This window comes from Streptomyces sp. NPDC100445, from assembly GCF_044759735.1.
GTDB lineage: Bacteria > Actinomycetota > Actinomycetes > Streptomycetales > Streptomycetaceae > Streptomyces.
This window is the reverse complement of record NZ_JBIVZV010000007.1, coordinates 386,100-405,115: the sequence shown is the minus strand read 5'-3', so window position 1 is coordinate 405,115 and position 19,016 is coordinate 386,100. Positions and strand designations below refer to the sequence as shown.

General features: G+C 75.0%; 7 protein-coding genes. 2 read left to right on the top strand and 5 right to left on the bottom strand.

Annotation, left to right across the window (positions count from 1 at the left end):
• The 5 genes from ACIQVT_RS19685 to ACIQVT_RS19665 form a co-directional block, all read right to left on the bottom strand.
• Positions 1–1,776: type I polyketide synthase (locus ACIQVT_RS19685; RefSeq protein WP_403754895.1), on the bottom strand; the 1,776-nt coding region annotated here is incomplete at its 3' end.
• A 33-nt stretch (positions 1,777–1,809) separates the two neighbouring features.
• Positions 1,810–11,355: an SDR family NAD(P)-dependent oxidoreductase gene (locus tag ACIQVT_RS19680; protein WP_403754892.1), complete on the bottom strand. Its 9,546-nt coding sequence runs from the start codon at positions 11,353–11,355 to the stop codon at positions 1,810–1,812.
• A 986-nt stretch (positions 11,356–12,341) separates the two neighbouring features.
• The gene (locus tag ACIQVT_RS19675) at positions 12,342–14,876 is read right to left on the bottom strand and encodes an amino acid adenylation domain-containing protein (protein WP_403754889.1); all 2,535 of its coding nucleotides are present in this window, start codon (positions 14,874–14,876) and stop codon (positions 12,342–12,344) included.
• A 42-nt stretch (positions 14,877–14,918) separates the two neighbouring features.
• Complete coding sequence (locus tag ACIQVT_RS19670) at positions 14,919–15,845, bottom strand: GNAT family N-acetyltransferase (protein ID WP_403754886.1); 927 nt, start codon at positions 15,843–15,845, stop codon at positions 14,919–14,921.
• Positions 15,846–15,950: 105 nt separating this feature from the next.
• Positions 15,951–16,388, bottom strand: a complete 438-nt coding sequence (locus ACIQVT_RS19665; RefSeq protein ID WP_403754883.1) for a type II 3-dehydroquinate dehydratase — start codon at positions 16,386–16,388, stop codon at positions 15,951–15,953.
• A 303-nt stretch (positions 16,389–16,691) separates the two neighbouring features.
• On the opposite strand from ACIQVT_RS19665, the gene ACIQVT_RS19660 reads away from it, so the two are divergent.
• Together ACIQVT_RS19660 and ACIQVT_RS19655 are read left to right on the top strand one after the other, a co-directional pair.
• Positions 16,692–17,855 (top strand): DegT/DnrJ/EryC1/StrS family aminotransferase, encoded by a 1,164-nt coding sequence (locus ACIQVT_RS19660; RefSeq protein WP_403754880.1) that lies wholly within the window; start codon positions 16,692–16,694, stop codon positions 17,853–17,855.
• Positions 17,852–18,973 (top strand): Gfo/Idh/MocA family protein, encoded by a 1,122-nt coding sequence (locus ACIQVT_RS19655; protein ID WP_403754877.1) that lies wholly within the window; start codon positions 17,852–17,854, stop codon positions 18,971–18,973. Before ACIQVT_RS19660 ends, ACIQVT_RS19655 begins: the two co-directional genes overlap by 4 nt.
• Positions 18,974–19,016 lie beyond the last annotated feature (43 nt).

Below are 19,016 nucleotides of genomic sequence, written 5' to 3'. Positions count from 1 at the left end.
CCGCCCCATCCACCCCGCGAACACCTCCGACTCCCCCAACAACTCCACCGCCATCCCCACCCACTGCGCCCCCTGACCCGGAAACACGAACACGGCCTGCCGGGGGTGGGCGGCCGGGGTGGTGTCGGGGGCGGTGGCGAGGTCGGCGAGTCGCCGCACAGCTTCGTGGTGGGTGGAGGCGACGGCGACGCCGCGGTGCGGGAACCGGGTGCGGGTGGTGACGAGGGAGAGGGCGACGTCGGGCAGGGGGGTGTCGGGGTGTGCGCGCAGGTGGTCGGCGAGGCGGGCCGCCTGGGCGCGCAGCGCGTCGGGGGTGGCGCCGGAGAGCGTCAGCGGCACGAAGCCACGGGGGGCGGTGCCGGCCGGGCGGGGGTCGTCGGCGGTCTCCTCGGGCCGGGCCTGTTCCAGGATGACGTGGGCGTTGGTGCCGCTGATGCCGAAGGAGGAGACGCCCGCGCGGCGGGGGCGGCCGGTCTCGGGCCACTGCCGGGCCTCGGTCAGCAGCTCCACCGCGCCCTCGGTCCAGTCGACCTCGGGGGTCGGCTCGTCCACGTGCAGGGTCCTCGGCAGCACGCCGTGCCGCATCGCCTCCACCATCTTGATCACACCGGCGACGCCCGCGGCGGCCTGCGTGTGCCCGATGTTGGACTTCAGGGAGCCGAGCCACAGCGGCGTGTCGCCGGTGCGGGTACGGCCGTAGGTGGCGAGGAGGGCCTGGGCCTCGATCGGGTCGCCGAGGGCGGTGCCGGTGCCGTGCGCCTCGACGGCGTCCACGTCGGCGGGCGTCAGGCCCGCGTTGGCGAGGGCCCGGCGGATGACGCGCTGCTGGGAGGGGCCGTTGGGGGCGGTGAGGCCGTTGGAGGCGCCGTCCTGGTTGACGGCGGTGCCGCGGACGACGGCCAGCACCTCGTGACCGTTGCGGCGCGCGTCGGACAGGCGCTCCAGGAGCAGCACGCCGACGCCCTCCGCCCAGCACGTTCCGTCCGCGGCGGCGGCGAAGGCCTTGCAGCGGCCGTCCTGGGCGAGGCCGCGCTGACGGGAGAACTCCACGAAGGCGCCCGGTGTGGACATCACGGCGACACCGCCCGCGAGCGCCAGCGAGCACTCGCCGTTGCGGAGCGCCTGGGCGGCCAGGTGGATGGCCACCAGCGACGACGAGCAGGCGGTGTCCACGGTGACCGCGGGACCCTCGAAACCGAAGGTGTAGGCGATGCGGCCGGAGACGACGCTGCCGGCGCCGCCGGTCAGCACGTAGCCCTCGATCTCCTGGGAGCCGGTGCCCATGCGGGGGGCGTACTCCTGTCCGGCGACGCCCGTGAAGACGCCCACGTCGGCGCCCTTGAGGGTGGCGGGGTCCAGCCCGGCGCGTTCCAGGGTCTCCCAGGAGGTCTCCAGGAGGAGGCGCTGCTGCGGGTCCATGGCGAGGGCCTCGCGCGGGGAGATCCCGAAGAAGTCGGCGTCGAAGCCGGCCACGTCGTCGAGGAAGCCGCCCTCACGCACGTACGACGTGCCGGACACGTCCGGGTCGGGGTCGTAGAGGGCGTCGAGGTCCCAGCCGCGGTCGGCCGGGAAGGCGCTGATCGCGTCGGTCCCCTCGGACACCAGGTGCCACAGTCCCTCCGGCGAGGTCACGCCGCCCGGCAGCCGGCATCCCATGGCCACGACGGCGATGGGTTCGGTCCGCCGGTCCTGTTCCTCGCGCAGGGTCTCCCTGGTCTGGCGCAGCTCGGCCGTGACCCGCTTGAGGTAGGTGAGCGCCTTCTCGTCGGTGGTCATGGAACCTGGTCTCCTTGTCCGGTGGGCGGCGGGTCAGCCGAGTCCGAGTTCGTTGTCGATGAAGGCGTAGACGTCGTCGGCGGAGGCGTCGTCGAGTCCGTCCGCGGTGGCGGCGGTCTCCGCGGGCGTGCCGCTCAGCGCGGCCTCCTGGAGGCGCGTGACCAGGGACCGCAGCCGGGAGTGGACGCCGGAGTGCGCCAGTTCCTCGGTGAGGAGGGTGTCGAGTGCGCTCTCCAGGGCGTCGAGTTTGGCGGTGACCGGGTCGGTCTCCTGGTCGAGGGTCTTGAGCAGGTACTGGGCGAGCGCGGCGGGCGCCGGGTAGTCGAACACGGCGGTCGTCGGCAGCCTCTTGCCGGCGGCCTTGCCCAGCCGGTTGCGCAGTTCCACCGCCGTCAGCGAGTCGAAGCCGGCTTCCTTGAAGGCGCGGTCGGGCAGGACCAGTGAGGCGTCGGCGTGCCCGAGGACGGCGGCGGCCTCCCTGCGGACGAGGTCCAGGACGAAGTCCGCCTTCTCGTCGGCCGGGAGCGCGGCGAGGCGTGCGGCGAGGGTGCGGCCGGTGGCCGTACCGGTGGCCGCGGCACGGCGCGGTGTGCGGACCAGTGCGCGCAGCATGGGGTGGAGGCCGCCGGAGGCCGCCTGGGCGCGCAGGGCGGACGGGTCGAACCGGGCCGGGACGAGGGCCGGTGTGTCGGCGGTCAGGGCGGTGTCGAACAGGGCCAGGCCCTCCGCGGCCGTGAGGCCGAGCATGCCCGCGCGCTCGGTGCGACGCAGGTCGGCCGCGGCGAGCCCGCCGGTCATGTCGCTGGCGTGCGACCACAGGCCCCAGGCGAGCGACACCGCGGGCAGTCCCTGGGCGTGCCGGGTGCGGGCGAGTGCGTCGAGGAAGGAGTTGGCCGCCGCGTAGTTGGCCTGTCCGGGGTTGCCGAGGACGCCGGCGGCCGAGGAGAACAGCACCCAGGCGGCGAGGTCCAGGTGCCGGGTCAGCTCGTGCAGGTTCAGGGCGGCGTCGGCCTTGGGGCGCAGGGCGGTGGCCATCCGCTCGGGGGTGAGGGCGGAGAGCACGCCGTCGTCGACGACGCCGGCGGTGTGGATCACGGCGGTCAGGGGTGCCCGGGCCGGTACGGACTCCAGGAGCCGGGCCAGGGCGGCGCGGTCGCCGGCGTCGCAGGCCACGACGCGTACCGACGCCCCGAGGGCGGTCAGTTCGGCGGTGAGTGCGGCGGCGCCGGGCGCGTCGGGGCCGCGCCTGCTGGTGAGCAGGAGGTGGCGGACACCGTGCTCGGTGACGAGGTGGCGGGCGACGAGCGCGCCGAGCGATCCGGTGCCGCCGGTGACGAGGACGGTGCCCGCGGGGTCTGGGCGGCGCGGCAGGGTGAGTACGGCCTTGCCGGTCCGGCGGCCCTGGCCGAGTTGCCGGAAGGCGTCCGGGGCGCGTCGTACGTCCCACGCGGTGACCGGCAGTGGGTGGAGCACGCCGCGTTCGAAGAGGCCGGCGAGTTCGTCGAGCAGTTGCCGCACCCGGTCGTCGTCCGCCTCCGCGAGGTCGTAGGGCCGGTAGCGCACGCCGGGGTGGTGCGCGGCGACGTCGGCGGGGTCGCGCAGGTCGGTCTTGCCCATCTCCAGGAAGCGGCCGCCGCGCGGCAGCAGGCGCAGGGACGCGTCGACGAACTCACCGGCCAGCGCGTCGAGGACGACGTCGACGCCGTGGCCGCCGGTGGAGCGGAGGAAGTGCTGCTCGAAGCCGGTGGTGCGGGAGTCGGCGATGTGGGCGTCGTCGAGTCCGACCGCGCGCAGGGTGTCCCACTTGCCGTGGCTGGCGGTGCCGAACACCTCCGCGCCCAGGTGGCGGGCGATCTGGACGGCGGCGCTGCCGACCCCGCCGGCCGCGGCGTGGACGAGGACCTTCTCGCCGGGGCGCAGGCCGGCCAGGTCGCGCAGTCCGTAGAGGGCGGTGAGGAAGGCGACGGGTGCGGCGGCGGCCTGCGCGAAGCTCCAGCCGGCCGGGACGCGGACGAGCCTGCGGTGGTCGGTGACGGCCTGTGGTCCGAAGGCGCCGCCGGGGAAGAGGCCCATGACGCGGTCACCGGGCGCGAGGCCGGTGACGCCGGGCCCGGTGTCCAGGACGACGCCGGCGGCCTCGCCGCCGATCGCGGCGCGGCCCGGATACATGTCCAGGGCGATCAGGACGTCGCGGAAGTTGATGCCGGCGGCGCGTACGGCGACCCTGACCTGGCCGGGTGCCGGCGGGCCCGGTTCGGGGTCGGGCACGAGGGCGAGGTTGTCCAGGCTGCCGGGGCCGGTGGTGTCCAGGTGCCAGGTGCGGGCGCCGTCCGGGATCGGCAGGCCGTCGTCGGCGGCCGGGCCGAGCCGGGGCGCGAGGACCTCTCCCTCGCGGAGCGCCAGCTGGGGTTCCTCCAGGGCCGTGGCGGCGGCCGGGACGCCGGTGAGGATGTCGCGGGAGGCGGCGTGGGCGTCGAGGTCGACGAGGAGGATGCGGTCGGGGTGCTCGGACTGGGCGGAGCGCACCAGGCCCCAGACGGCGGCGCCCGCCGGGTCGGTGACCGTCTCGCCGTCGTGCACGGCGACCGCGCCGCGGGTGAGCACCAGCAGCCGCGCGGTGTCGTCGCCGGGGTCCGCGAGGAACGCCTGGAGGTCCGCCAGCACACGGGAGGTCAGCTCCCGTACGGCCGCCGCGCCGGTGTCCGTGCCGTTGGCGGTGGTGGTGTCGAGGACGCGGATGCCGTGGAGTCCGTCCGCGCGCGCCTCGGCCGGCAGCGGTGTCCACACGGTGCGGAACAGCGCGTCGTGGTGCGGTGCGGCGGCCGGGCTCAGTTGCTCGGCGGCCACCGGGCGCAGGACGAGGGAGTCGACGGCGGCGACGGGGGCGCCGGTGGTGTCGGTGATGCGCAGGGACACCTCGTCCGGGCCGGTCGGTGCCATCCGGACCCGCAGGGCCGTGGCTCCCGCGGCGTACAGCCGGACTCCCTGCCACGCGAAGGGCAGCAGGCGCCGGCCGTCGTCCGGTTCGGTGACGGCGCCGAGGGCGCTGGGGTGCAGGGCGGCGTCGAAGAGGGCCGGGTGGAGGCCGAACAGGGCGGCGTCCGCGTGGAGTTCGTCGTCGAGGCCGACCTCGGCGAAGACCTCGGCGCCGCGGGTCCACACGGCGCGCAGGTTGCGGAAGGCCGGGCCGTACTCGTAGCCGGCCGCGGCGCGTTCCCGGTAGAAGTCGGTCACGGGCACGGCGGTGGCGTCCGTGGGCGGCCACAGGTCGGTGCCGGTGTCGGTGTCGGTGGCCGTCCGGGTCAGGAGTCCGCCGGCGTGGCGGGTCCACGCGGTGTCGCCGCCGTCGGGCCGGGAGTGGACGGAGACGGGCCGGTCGCCGGTCCCGTCGGGCGGTCCGACGTGCACGCGGACCTGTACGGCGCCGCTGTCGGGCAGGATCAGGGGGCTGGCCAGGACGAGTTCGCGCAGGGTGCCGTGGCCGACCTCGTCGCCGGCTCGGACGGCCATCTCCACCAGGGCGGTGCCGGGCAGCAGCACCGCGCCGGCGACGGCGTGGTCGGTGAGCCAGGGTTGGGCGGCCGGGGAGAGGCGTCCGGTGAGGGTGACGGCGTCGGCCTCGGGCAGGTCGACCGTGGCGGTGAGCAGGGGGTGGCCGGTGGCGGTGATGCCCGCGGCGTCGAGACCGCCGCCGGCGCCGGGGCCGGAGGCGTCCAGCCAGTAGCGCTCGTGCTGGAAGGGGTAGGCGGGCACGGTGGTGCGGCTCGCGCCGCTGCCCGTGAACAGCGCGGACCAGTCGACCCGGGCGCCCCGGGTGTACGCGCGGGCGACGGCGGTGAGCAGCGTCCTCGGTTCCGGCCTGCCGTCGCGGAGCCCGGCCACGCAGTCGACGTCGTCGGGCAGGCAGTCCTGGGCCATGGCGGTCAGGACCCCGCCGGGGCCGAGTTCGAGGACGGTGCGGGCGCCCTGCTCGCGCACGGTGCGCAGTGCGTCGGCGAAGCGGACGGTGCCGCTGACGTGCCGTACCCAGTACTCGGGGGTGCACAGCTCGGCGGGGTCGGCGAGGGCGCCGGTCAGGTTGGACACGACCGGCAGGGCGGGGGTGCGGAAGGTGAGTCCGGCGGCGACCTCGCGGAAGGCGTCGAGCATCGGTGTCATGCGCGGCGAGTGGAAGGCGTGGGAGACCCGCAGCCGCTTGGTCTTGCGGCCGTCGGCCTCGAAGCGAGCGGCGACGGCCTCGACGGCGGGGGCGTCGCCGGAGAGGACGACGGCCTCGGGGCCGTTGAGCGCGGCGATCGCGACGCCGTCCCCGAGGGCGGGGGCGATCTCCTCCTCGGTGGCCCGGACAGCGATCATGGCGCCGCCGCCGGGCAGCCGCTGCATCAGCGCACCGCGGGCGGCGACGAGGGCGGCGGCGTCCTCCAGGGACCAGACGCCGGCCACGTGGGCGGCGGTGAGTTCGCCGATGGAGTGCCCGGCGACGAGGTCGGGCCGCACGCCCCAGGACTCCACCAGGCGGAAGAGGGCGACCTCCACCGCGAACAGGCCGGCCTGGGTGTAGGCGGTCCGGTCGAGCAGGTCCGCGTCCGGGGTGCCGGGTTCGGCCAGGACGATGTCGCGCAGCGGGCGGTCGAGCCAGGGGTCCAGGGCGGCGCAGACCTCGTCGAAGGCCCGCGCGTACACGGGGAAGGCGGCGTGGAGTTCGCGGCCGGTCCCGGCGCGCTGGGCGCCCTGCCCGGCGAAGACGACGGCGATTTTGCCGTCGGTGGCGGTGCCGGTCGTGCCGTCGCCCTCGGCGAGGGCCGTCAGGTCGCGCTGGGCCTCCTCCGGGGAGCCGGCGACGACGGCCGCGCGGTGTTCGAAGGCGGCGCGGCCGCTGAGCGTGAGGGCCACGTCGGCCGGTGCGGGAGCGTCTTCCTCCGCGAGGAGCGCGGCGACGCGTGCGGCCTGGGCACGCAGTGCCTGCGGTGACCTGGCGGACAGGACGAGCGGGACGAGTCCCTCGGGCAGGGCGCGCTCCCCCATGTCGCCGGGGGCGGTGCCGGCGGGGGCGGGTTCGTCGGCGGCCTGTTCCAGGACGACGTGGGCGTTGGTGCCGCTGATGCCGAAGGAGGAGACGCCCGCGCGGCGGGGACGGCCGGTCTCGGGCCACTGCCGGGCCTCGGTCAGCAGCTCCACCGCGCCCCGGGTCCAGTCGACCTCGGGGGTCGGCTCGTCCACGTGCAAGGTCCTAGGCAGCACGCCGTGCCGCATCGCCTCCACCATCTTGATCACACCGGCGACGCCCGCGGCGGCCTGCGTGTGCCCGATGTTGGACTTCAGCGACCCCAGCCACAGCGGCTCGCCCGTCCCGTCCCGCTGCCCGTAGGTGGCGAGGAGGGCCTGGGCCTCGATCGGGTCGCCGAGGGCGGTGCCGGTGCCGTGCGCCTCGACGGCGTCCACGTCGGCGGGCGTCAGGCCCGCGTTGGCGAGGGCCCGGCGGATGACGCGCTGCTGGGAGGGGCCGTTGGGGGCGGTCAGCCCGTTGGAGGCGCCGTCCTGGTTGACGGCGGTGCCGCGCACGACGGCCAGCACGTCGTGGCCGTTGCGGCGGGCGTCCGAGAGCCGTTCGAGCAGGAGCAGGCCCACGCCCTCGGACCAGCCGGTGCCGTCCGCCGCGGCGGCGAACGCCTTGCAGCGGCCGTCGGGGGCGAGGCCTCGCTGGCGGGAGAACTCCACGAAGCTGCCCGGTGTCGCCATCACCGCGACACCGCCGGCCAGCGCCAGGGAGCACTCCCCCGAGCGCAGTGCCTGGGCGGCCAGGTGCAGGGCCACCAGCGACGACGAGCAGGCGGTGTCCACGGTGACCGCGGGACCCTCGAAACCGAAGGTGTAGGCGATGCGGCCGGAGACGACGCTGCCCGCGCCGCCGACGCCGAGGTAGCCCTCGATCTCCTTCGCGGGCCGCACGGCCCGCGCGGTGTAGTCGTGGTACATGACCCCGGCGAAGACACCGACGTCCGCGCCGCGCAGGGCGGTCACGTCCAGACCGGCGCGTTCGAGGACCTCCCAGGAGGTCTCCAGGAGCAACCGCTGCTGCGGGTCCATGGCCAGTGCCTCGCGGGGAGAGATCCCGAAGAAGCCGGCGTCGAAGCCCGCGGCGTCGTCCAGGAAGCCTCCGACCTCGACGTAGGAGGTGCCGGCGGCGTCGGGGTCGGGGTCGTACAGCTCCGCCAGGTCCCAGCCGCGGTCGGCCGGGAACGGGGAGAGTCCCTCCGCGCCCTCGGCGACCAGCCGCCACAGCTCCTCGGGCGAGGTGACACCGCCCGGCAGCCGGCAGCCCATCGAGACGATGGCGATCGGTTCGTCGGAGACCGCGCCGGGCGTCGCGGGCAGGGGCCGGGCGGCCCCGTCGTCGGGTTCGCCGAACACCTCGCCCAGCAGCCGGCGCGCCAGGGCCGCGGGCGTGGGGTGGTCGAAGGCGCTGGTGGCGGGGAGCCGCAGTCCGGTCGCGGCACCGAGCCGGTCGCGCAGGGCGACGACCATGACGGAGGTGAAGCCCAGTTCCTTGAAGGCCCGGTCGGCGGGGACGCCGTCGGTGCCGGTCCGGCCGAGGACGGCGGCCGCCTCGGCGCGCACCAGCCGCAGCAGTGTCTCCTCGCGCTCCTCGGCGGGCAGGTCCGCCAAGCGGTCGCGCAGGTCCGCGGCTTCCGCGGGGGTCCGCCGGGCCGTGGTGTCGACGAGGCCGCGCAGCGGGGCGGGGACGGGCCCGCCGAGCAGGGCGGCGTTGTCCAGGCGCATCGCGACGAAGGCCGCCTCGCCGGCGGCGTGCGCGGCGTCGAACATCACCAGGGCCTGCTGTTCGGTCAGTTCACCGGCCGTGCGGGGGGCCGCGTCCCCGGCGCTCCCGGTCGCGCCGTCCCGCCAGGGGCCCCAGGCCAGGCAGAGCGCGGGCCGGCCGTGGGCACGCCGGTGCTGTGCCAGCGCCTCCAGCGCGGCGGACTCGGCCGCGGCCTCGCCGGCGCCGGGAGCGCCGAGGACGCCGACGGGCGAGGAGCACAGGACGAACGCGGCCAGTCCGACGCCGGCGGTCAGGTCGTGCAGCAGGTGTGCCGCCCGGACGGAAGCGCCGGTGCCGGTGCTCTCCTCGGCGTGCACCACGGCCGTCAGCGGTGGCCGGTGGCCGTCGGCGAGCAGCGCGGCGAGCGCGCCGGGTTCGTCCGGGTCGCAGGCCACGGCGGTGACCCGGGCCCCGGTCGCGGCGAGTTCGGCGCGCAGTCCCTGCACGGTCTCGTCGCCGTGCCCGGGGGCGGAGGTCAGCAGCAGGTGCCGGGCGCCGTGCGCCGCGACGAGGTGCCGGGCGAGCGCGGTGCCCTGGGGGGTGGCGGCGCCGGTGACCAGTACCGTGCCGGCCGGATCGAGCGGCCCGGGCGGCGGTTCCTCCCGGTCCGTGGAGACGCGGGCGAGGCGTGGCAGCAGGACGACGCCGGAGCGGACGGCGAACTGCGGCTCGCCCGCGGCCACGGCGGCGGTCAACGGCCGCGCCCCGTGCTCGCCGAGCCCGTCGACGTCGAGGTCGGCGAGGACCAGCCGGCCGGGTTGCTCGGTCTGTAACGCGCGTACCAGGCCCCACAGCGGGGCGTGCGCGAGGTCGTGCACGTCCTCGCCGTCCCCGGCGGCCACGGCGCGCCGGGTGAGGACGACGAGGGTGACGTCCGCGGTGCGGTCGTCGGCGAGCCAGTCCTCCAGGGCGGCGGCCGTCCGCCGCACGTCCGCCCCGAACGGGTCCGCCGGGCCGGGCGCGCCGGACGTCCGGTCCACGAGGAGGACGCCGGGGCCGCCCTGCGCCGGGGGGCGGGCCGCCGCGTGGGCGGCGGCCAGGTCGGGGTGGACGTCGCACGGCAGGCCGGCGTCGGCCAGGGCGGCGGCCAGGCCGAGGGGGTCGGGGCCGGCCAGCGCCCAGCGGACCGGTGCGCGCTCACGGCCCCCGAGGGACAGCGGGGAGCTGGGGATCCAGTCCACGCGGAACAGCGAGTCGTACAGGCCGCTGCTGGTGGCGCGCAGCCGGGCGTGCGTCTCCAGCAGCCGATGGCGCATGATCTTGCCGGAGGCGGTGCGCGGGACCGACTCGATCTCGTACAGCTCCTCGGGCACCTTGAAGTAGGAGAGCCGCTCGCGGCACTCGGCGAACATCCGTTCCGTGTCGGGTCCCTGGGGGCCGGGGACGATGAACGCGACCGGCACCTCGCCCAGGACGTCGTGCGGCTTGCCGACGACCGCGACGTCGGCGACGCCGGGCACGGTCCGCAGGACCTCCTCCACCTCGCCGGGGTGGATGTTCTCGCCGGCCCGGATGATGAGTTCCTTCTTGCGGCCGGTGATGGTGAAGTAGCCGGCGCGGTCGCGGCGGGCGAGGTCGCCGGTGCGGTACCAGCCGTCGTGGAAGGCGGCGGCGGTGGCCTCGGGCTGGTTGTGGTAGCCGGCCATGACGCCCGGCCCGCGCACCCACACCTCGCCCTCCTGGCCGTCGGGGACGTCCTCACCGCTCTCGGTGTCCACCAGCCGGACGCCCAGGCCCACCACCGGCAGCCCGCAGGAACCCTCGGGTCGCTCGCCCGAGGGCCAGTTGACGGTGATGGAGCCGCAGGTCTCGGTGGAGCCGTAGGCGTCGATGAGCGGGACGCCGAAGACGCGCTCGAACGCCTGGCGCAGCGAGGCGGTGGTGACCGCGCCGCCGACCAGGGCGACCCGCAACCGGGGTGCGGCGAAACCGCGTTCACGGGCGGCGTCGAGGAGGTAGTGCAGCAGCGTGGGAACGCCGGCGAGCAGGGTGGCGCGCTCCTCGTGCAGCGCGGTCAGCACGTCCTCGGCCGAGAGGCCGTCGACGATGCGGGCGCTGGCGCCCACGGCCACGACGGAGAGCACGCAGGCGATGTGCGACAGGCTGTGGAAGAGGGGCAGCGGCCACACCACGCGGTCCTCGGGGCCGAGTCCGGGCACCGGCACGTAGCAGGCGGCCACCGACCACAGGCAGTTGCGCTGGGTGGAGAGCACGCCCTTGGGCCTGCCGGTGGTGCCCGAGGTGTAGAGCATCCACGCCAGGTCGTCCAGGCCGAGGTCGTCGCGGGCCGGGGTGGCCGGGTCGCGGGTCGCGAACGTCTCGTACGGCAGGAAGCCGGACGGCACCCGTTCGTCGCCGACGAGGACGACCGTCAGGTGCGGGCGCTCCGGCAGCAGCCGCCGCAGCTGCTCCACGTGGAGGTGGTCGGTGATGACGATCCGGGCGCCGCTGTCGTCGAGGATGTGGGTGAGTTCCACGTCGCTGCTCTGCGGGTTGACGGGGACGCCGATGGCGCTGGCCCGGGTGATCGCGTGGTAGCTCTCGACGGTCTCCACCCGGTTGCCGAGGCAGATGGCCGCGCGGTCGCCGGGTTGCAGTCGCAACTCAGCCAGGTGGCCGGCCAGCCGGCGGGTGCGCAGCTCCAGCTCGGCGTAGGTGACACTCCGGCGGGCATCGCTGTAGGCGACCTTGGTCCCGAAGCGACGGGCCTGAAGGGCCAGCAGTTCGGGAAGCGGCCGGATCAGCTCCGTGCGCAACATGTGGCGTCATCCCTCCGGGGCGACAGCGGACGGGCAGCCCGCAATGGCAGATGGTTCGCCCTACCCGAAATTGTTGTGCCGGTCCGCACTGCCCGGCAGCCCCCTAACCCCCCCTACATTTCTCGGTCGGATGGGGGCCAGAATTCACCGCGGAGAAGTTTGGGGCGACGGACCGCCGGAAATAGGCTCCACCACCCCACGACCAGCCATTACGTTATCTGCCGTCCGCCCGAATACGCCCGTTGTAAACGGCCGGTGATTGCCGGGGGCTTTCGGGGAGAATAAATGTCGTCCGGGTCTTCCGTCGGCGGCGGGACGGGCGGAGAACGGACTCGGACGGACATGACACATTCGGCGCGTCGGTACACCCGGGTCCGGGTGGATGGGCCCGGGTGGATGGGCCCGGGTGGATGGGCCCGGGTGGATGGGCCCGGGTGGATGGGCCCGGTGGATCGCGGTGGGCGTGGCACGCGGGGCGCGGATCGCCTCCGGCGGCGCAGTGGTGCTGGCGTGGGGACCGGCACCGTGTCCCCGGGCGGCTCGCCCGGACGCCGAGCCGGACCGGCGGGCGGCCGGGGCGGCGCGGGCGGCAGGGTCGGGGCCGGGGGCCGTCCGGGACGGCGGCCCTCCGGGACGGGAGCCGTCCGGGACGGGAGCCGTCCGGGGCGGGAGCCGTCCGGGACGGGAGCCGTCCGGGGCGGGAGCCCTCCGGGGCGGGAGCCCTCCGGGGCGGGAGCCCTCCGGGGCGGGGGCGGGGCCGTCCGGGGCGGGGCCGTCCGGGGCGGCGGGCTTCGGGGGCGGCGGCGGGCTTCCCACGCCCCTCGCGCGCCACGGCCGCCCGGCGCGACCCGGGAGGGTCTCGGGGGCGGCGCGGGGGCGCGCGGGGCGGGGACGCCGCGCTTCCCGGCTCGTCGCCGCGCCCCGTGGCACACCCGCCGCCGACCGGGCCGGCACCGGCCCGGTCGGGGTGCCCCGCGAGGCCCCGGTCAGTCCCTCAGGTGCTCGGTGACGATCGCGGCGGCCCGGCGCAGCACCCGGGGACTGCTGAGCATCTCCTCGTGTCCGCAGCCCAGTTCGTGACGGACGATGTCGCCCGCGACGTAGGGCGCCCAGGCCTCGCTGGAGGCCGTCTCGGCGACCGGGCTGGGGTCGGCCGCGAACAGGTGCATGGTGCCGCTGTACTTCTCCGGCCGGTGGCCCTTCCACGCGCCGAGGTCGGTGAGCATGGTCTCGACGAAGGTCTCGGCCGCGCTCTTCCGGCCGTGCCAGGCGTAGTTGGTCGCCATGTCGGCGAACTCGGCGATGTCCTCGTACCGGAGCGGACGCTCGTAGCCGGCGAGGTCCTTGCCGTTGATCAGCAGGATCAACTCGATCAGCCCCTGCTCGTCCCGGTCCTCCTTGTCCGTGATGTGCGGGTTGGTGTTGAACACGCCGAGGAACTCGACGTCATCCCCGCGCTTCTGGAACTCGGTGGCGACGGCGTGGGCCAGGACGCCGCCGAAGGACCAGCCCAGGAGGCGGTAGGGGCCGCTGGGCTGCACGGCGCGGATGCGGTCGGCGTAGTCGGCCGCCATGGCCGCGATGCTGTCGACCGGGGTGTCGAACTCCTGGAAGGTGTGCGACTGGAGGCCGTAGATCGGGTAGTCCAGGTCGAAGTGCTGGGCGAGGACGCCGTAGCACCAGGCGGTGCCGCCGAGGTGGCGCAGGCAGAACAGCGGCCGCGCGGAGCCCTTCGTCATCAGCGGCAGCAGCACGGCGAACGAGTCCTCGGGTGTCTCACCGGTCAGCTGCCGGGACAGCTCGGCCGGGGTCGGCGACTCCACGAGCATCCGGATCGGGAGTTCCAGGTCCATCTCGGCGCGCACCCGCGCCATCAGCCGGGCCGCGAGCACGGAGGAGCCGCCGAGGTCGAAGAAGCTGTCGCGCGGGCCGACCTGCTCCACGCCGAGGACCTCGGCGAACAGCCGGCTGAGCAGCAGCTCCGACTGGGTCAGGTGGGTCTCGACCATGGCGGTGTGCTCGACGACGGGCGCCGGCAGGGCCTTGCGGTCGAGCTTGCCGTTGGGGGTGAGCGGGAACTCCTCCAAGGCGACCACGGCGGACGGCACCATGTACAGCGGCAGGGTCCGCGCCACGGAGTCCCGCAGCTCCCTGACGTCGGGCGCACGGCCCGTCGCGGCCGTCACGTAGGCCACGAGGCGCCGGTCGCCCGGCCGATCCTCGCGGACCGTCGCCGCGGCCTGGTCCACGTCCTCGGAGCGCTCCAGCGCGGCCTCTATCTCGCCGAGTTCCACCCGGAAGCCGTGCAGCTTGACCTGGTGGTCGGCGCGGCCGACGTACTCCAGGTCGCCGTCGGGGCGCATCCGCACCACGTCGCCCGTGCGGTACATCAGGGAGGTGCCGTCACCGGCGGGGTCCGGCAGGAAGCGCTCGGCGGTCAGTTCCGGCCGGTTGAGGTAGCCGCGGGCCACGCCGGCGCCGGCGATGAACAGCTCGCCCTCGGTTCCCGGCGCGACGGGCGCGAGGTCCTCGTCGAGGACGTACAGCCGGGTGTTGCGCAGGGGCTTGCCGATGACGGCCGCCGACCCGGGCCCGGTGACGGGGTGCACCGTGGACCACACGGTGGTCTCGGTGGGGCCGTACCACTGGACGACCTCGGCGCCGAGGTCGAGCAGGGTCGCCGCCAGCTTCTCCGGCAGCGCCTCGCCGCCGATGAGGACGCGCAGGCCGCGCAGTGCCCCGGGGCTGACGGTGGCCAGCATGTGCCAGTGGGTGGGGGTGGCCTGGGCGGTGCCGATCCGCCGGCGGACGATCAGGTCGCCCAGTTCCCGCGGGTCCTGCCCGGTGGCGCGGGGCGCGACGACCGCGCGGGCGCCCGTGTAGTACGGCAGGAACAGTTCGGGGACCGACATGTCGAAGGTGGCGGTGGTGACCGACAGCATGCGGTCGCCGGGTCCCAGCGACAGCCGTTCCCGCATCGCCTCCAGCAGGTTGTGCAGGGCGCGCACGGGGATCTCGACGCCCTTGGGGGTGCCGGTGGAACCGGAGGTGTAGATGACGTAGGCGAGGTCCTCGGCTCCCGGCGGGGCGGTCCGCTCGGCGTCCGTCAGGTGACCGGCGGGCAGCGCCGCCAGCGTCCCGGCGGTCTCGGGATCGTCCAGCACGATCCGGGTGGGGCCGAGGTCGGTGCGGGCCGGGTCGATGCGGGCCGACGTCACCAGGACGGCCGGGGCGGCGTCACGGACCTGGAACGCCACGCGCTCGGCGGGGTGTTCCGGATCGAGCGCGAGGTAGGCCCCGCCCGCCTTGAGCACCGCCAGCAGCGTCACCAGCAGGTCCGTGGAGCGGGGCAGCATCACCGCGACGACGCTGTCCGGCCCCACCCCCAGGGAGACCAGGTGGCGGGCGAGGCGGTTGGCCCGCTCGTGCGCCGCCCGGAACGTCACTTCCTCGCCCTCGCATTCGAGGGCGATGTGGTCGGGAGCGGTGTCGGCCCGCTCTTCCAGCGCCTTCACCAGCATGTTCACTCCACGGGGCTCGTACGGATGGTCGCCACGGTGCGGTCAGACGGCCGGGGTGCGCACCCAGCGGTTCCAGTACGGGCGCCAGCCGAGGCGGTGCCAGAACGGCATGGAGACCGGATTGAACATGGCGTGGTACCCGACCGCCGCGCCGATGCCCATGGCGTCCAGCTCCTTGTGGACGTGGTTGGCGAGGGAGGTGCCGACGCCGAGGCCGCGGTACTCCTCCTTGACGGCCTGGCAGACCAGGTGCGCCACCGGCGTGGCGGTGATCTTCGTCGCGAGCCAGGCCTGCTGCGGGTCGGAGGGGTCCTCGCCGCGGTGCATGCCGACGATCCCACCCTGGTACTCGGCGACCCAGATCAACGGTTCGTCGAGCGCGAGCGACTCGGCGAGCTGGGCGCGCAGCAGCTCCTCGGTGTTGGCGCGTTCGACGGCGCCGCTGACGGCGGCGTCGAAACGCGTCTCCACCATCTGCAACGCGAACACCTCGTCGCTGTCCTCGGTGGTGGCCCGGCGCACACGGACGTTGCCCGGCTCGGCCACGAGGTCGTTGCCCTTGAGCCGGCCGATCATGACGAAGTCGGGGACGAACCCCGAGGCGCGCAGGACGGCGGTCATCGCGACGTCGCGGCTGGGCCATTCGACGGCGGCCATGGAGTCCCCGCCCGGGCGTTGGGGATGGCCCGCCAGGTACTCGTCCAGCCGGGCCAGCAGCGCGGCCATCGCGTCGGGTCCATCGACCCGGGGGGTGAGTTCCCAGCGGTCCAGCGGGCCGAGCACGGCCTCCAGCTCGTCGGCGGCGACCCGGGTGTGGGTCAGCAGGCCGTGCGCGCCGTCGACCTCCAGGATGTCCTGGCCGTCGGCGGGCTCCGGCAGCGGATCGGCCTCGGGGATCATCCGGTCGACGGGGCGCAACCGGTCGCGGTGGGCGGCCAGTACGGAGTCCGCCGTCTTTCCCTGGTGCATCGTGTGCTGTCCTCGGCTTTCGGTCGTGTCCGTGGCGTCGGCGCGCGGGCGCCGCGCCGCCGGGCGGGGGGGTCGTGGCGCCTTCGCCGGGGTGCGGGCGCCGCGTCAGCTGTCGGTGACCTTCTCCAGCAGCGCGCGGGCCGCGAGCCGGTAACCCGTGGCGCCCAGGCCGAAGATGACTCCGGAGGCGAGCGGGCCGGTGACCGACTCGTGGCGGAACTGCTCGCGCGCCCAGACGTTGGAAAGGTGGACCTCGATCCACGGGCGCGGATAGTCGGCGAGCGCGTCCCTCAGTCCCCAGCCGGCCATCATGAGGGCCGCCGGGTTGATGATCGCGCCCACGGTGTCGTAGTGAGTCTGGATGGTGCGGATCATCTCCGCCTCACCGTCGTGCTGGAACGCCTCGACTTTCCAGCCGCGGCCCGCGACTTCCTCGGCGACCCATCCTTCGATGTCGGCGAGCGTGTCCGTTCCGTAGATCTCGGGCTGACGGCTACCGAGTATGCCGAGATTCGGCCCGTTCAACAACAGGAGCCTGCTCAATGCGCACCTCGCCCTATACGGGTCTGCTCGGGAAGTTTTTTTTATAGCACGGCATCGGCGCGTGAACCTCGGGGTCACAGGCAGCAAGGGGACACATAGGGGGGTGCCCAGGGGAATACGCCGTTTCGGCCACTGGGTTAGCGTGCCGATCGCGGCGACCGGGCCGGGGCGGCCGCCGAGGGCGTCCTTTGCCACCGGCGCCGGTGTGGACACCGGTACGCCGGAGGCGGGCGCTGCCGTACCTCCGTGACGACCGACGCGGAAGTGATTCGCATGCGCACAGACCGAGGAGTAGGGGACAGCATGAGCAGTGGTGTGCGACTGGGCTCGGACCTTCCGGCATGGCCGCAGTACGACGACGCGGAACGCACCGGGCTGATCCGCGCGCTGGAGCAGGGGCAGTGGTGGCGCATGGGCGGCGGTGAGGTCGACGCCTTCGAGCGGGAGTTCGCCGCGTACCACGGCAGCGAACACGCGCTGGCGGTCACCAACGGCACGCACGCCCTCGAACTGGCCCTGGAGGTCATGGGTGTCGGCCCCGGCACCGAGGTGATCGTCCCGGCCTTCACGTTCATCTCCTCGTCCCAGGCCGCGCAGCGCCTCGGCGCCGTGGTGGTGCCGGTGGACGTGGACCCGGACACCTACTGCATCGACCCGGTGAAGACCGAGAAGGCGATCACGGCGAGGACCCGCGCCATCATGCCCGTCCACATGGCCGGCCAACTCGCCGACATGGACGCCCTGGAGAAGCTCGCGGCCGACTCCGGCGTGCCGCTGATCCAGGACGCCGCGCACGCGCAGGGCGCCACCTGGAACGGCCGGCGCGTCGGTGAGCTGGGCTCGGTCGCGGCGTTCTCCTTCCAGAACGGCAAGCTCATGACCGCGGGCGAGGGCGGGGCGGTGCTGTTCCCGGACGCCACCACGGCGGAGCAGGGCTTCATCCGGCACAGCTGCGGCCGTCCCCGTGACGACCGCGGGTACTTCCACCGCACCTCGGGCTCCAACTTCCGGATCAACGAGTTCTCCGCGGCCGTGCTGCGCGCCCAACTGGGCCGCCTGGACGGGCAGATCGCCACACGTGAGGAGCGCTGGCCGCTGCTGTCCTCGCTGCTCGCCGAGATACCCGGCGTGGTGCCGCAGCGGCTGGACGGCCGCTGCGACCGCAACCCGCACTACATGGCGATGTTCCGGGTCCCCGGCATCACCGAGGAGCGGCGCGCCCGGGTCGTCGACACCCTGATCGAGCGTGGTCTGCCGGCCTTCGTCGCGTTCCGTTCGGTCTACCGCACCGACGCCTTCTGGGAGTCCGGGGCGCCGGACCTGTCCGTCGACGAGCTGGCCCGCCGCTGCCCCCATTCCGAGGCGCTCACCTCCGACTGCCTGTGGCTGCACCACCGGACCCTGCTCGGTAGCGAGGAGCAGATGCACGAGGTCGCCGCCGTCATCGCCGACGTGCTCGGCTCATGAGTGCCGCGCGCCCCGGCGGCCGGCCGGTCCGCACCGCCGTGGTGGGCCTCGGCTGGGCCGCACGGTCCATCTGGCTGCCCCGGCTGCGCCCGCACCCGGACTTCACCGTGCGGGCGGTGGTGGACCCCGATCCGGTCTCGCGGGCGGCCGTCGCCGCGGACCACGCCGGCATCCCGGTCCTGGCCGCCGTCCACGACCTGGACCCCGCGCAGGTGGACCTGGCGGTCGTGGCGGTCCCCAACCACCTGCACTGCGCGATCGCGAGCAGCCTGCTCCGCAAGGGCATCCCGGTCTTCCTGGAGAAGCCGGTGTGCCTGACACCGGCGGAGGCGGAGCTCCTCGCCGAGGCCGAACGGGCCGGCGGCGCCCGGCTGCTGGCGGGCAGCGCCGCCCGTCATCGCGCCGACGTCGGGGCGCTCCTGGCGAGCGTCGCCGGACTGGGCCGTGTCCGGCACGTCGAGCTGTCCTGGGTGCGCGCCCGTGGCGTGCCCGACGCGGGCGGCTGGTTCACCCAGCGCCGGCTGTCCGGCGGCGGGGCCCTGCTGGACCTGGGCTGGCACCTGTTCGACATCGCCGCGCCGCTGCTGGGCCGGGCGGAGTTCGTCCAGGTCGCCGGTGCGGTCTCCGGCGACTTCATCGCCCGGGACACCGCGCGGGTGTCCTGGCGTGCCGAGGAGGGCGGGGCGGACGGCGGCACGCCCGCCGGCCCCGTCGACGTCGAGGACACCGCACGCGCGTTCCTCGTCACCGGCGACGGCATCTCGCTGTCGCTGCACGCCAGTTGGGCGTCGCATGAGGAACTCGACGTCACCCGGGTGCGGGTCGACAGCAGCGAGGGCAGCGCGACCCTGCGGTGCACGTTCGGTTTCAGCCCCAACCGCCTGGCCCGCTCGGAGCTGACCGTCACCCGTGACGGCGGCACCCACAGGCTCCCGGTGCCCGAGGAGCCCGTCGGCACCGAGTACGACCGCCAGCTCGACGAACTGGCCGCCCGGTTGCGGGACCCGTCCGGGCCGGGCCGGGTGATCGAGGAGGTGCGCCGCACCGTCGGCGCCATCGAGCGGGTGTACTCCGCGGCCCGCGCCGGGCGGGAGACCGCACCGCCGACGCGGGTGTGACCGGCCGCCGGGTTACGCCGGTGTCCCTGCCCGTACCGCCGCG

What these genes read in the sequence shown, in the direction of transcription:
- ACIQVT_RS19680 (WP_403754892.1), bottom strand. Translation starts at nt 11,355, where the DNA reads ATGTTGCGCACGGAGCTGATCCGGCCGCTTCCCGAACTGCTGGCCCTT.
- ACIQVT_RS19675 (WP_403754889.1), bottom strand. Translation starts at nt 14,876, where the DNA reads ATGCTGGTGAAGGCGCTGGAAGAGCGGGCCGACACCGCTCCCGACCAC.
- ACIQVT_RS19670 (WP_403754886.1), bottom strand. Translation starts at nt 15,845, where the DNA reads ATGCACCAGGGAAAGACGGCGGACTCCGTACTGGCCGCCCACCGCGAC.
- ACIQVT_RS19660 (WP_403754880.1), top strand. Translation starts at nt 16,692, where the DNA reads ATGAGCAGTGGTGTGCGACTGGGCTCGGACCTTCCGGCATGGCCGCAG.
- ACIQVT_RS19655 (WP_403754877.1), top strand. Translation starts at nt 17,852, where the DNA reads ATGAGTGCCGCGCGCCCCGGCGGCCGGCCGGTCCGCACCGCCGTGGTG.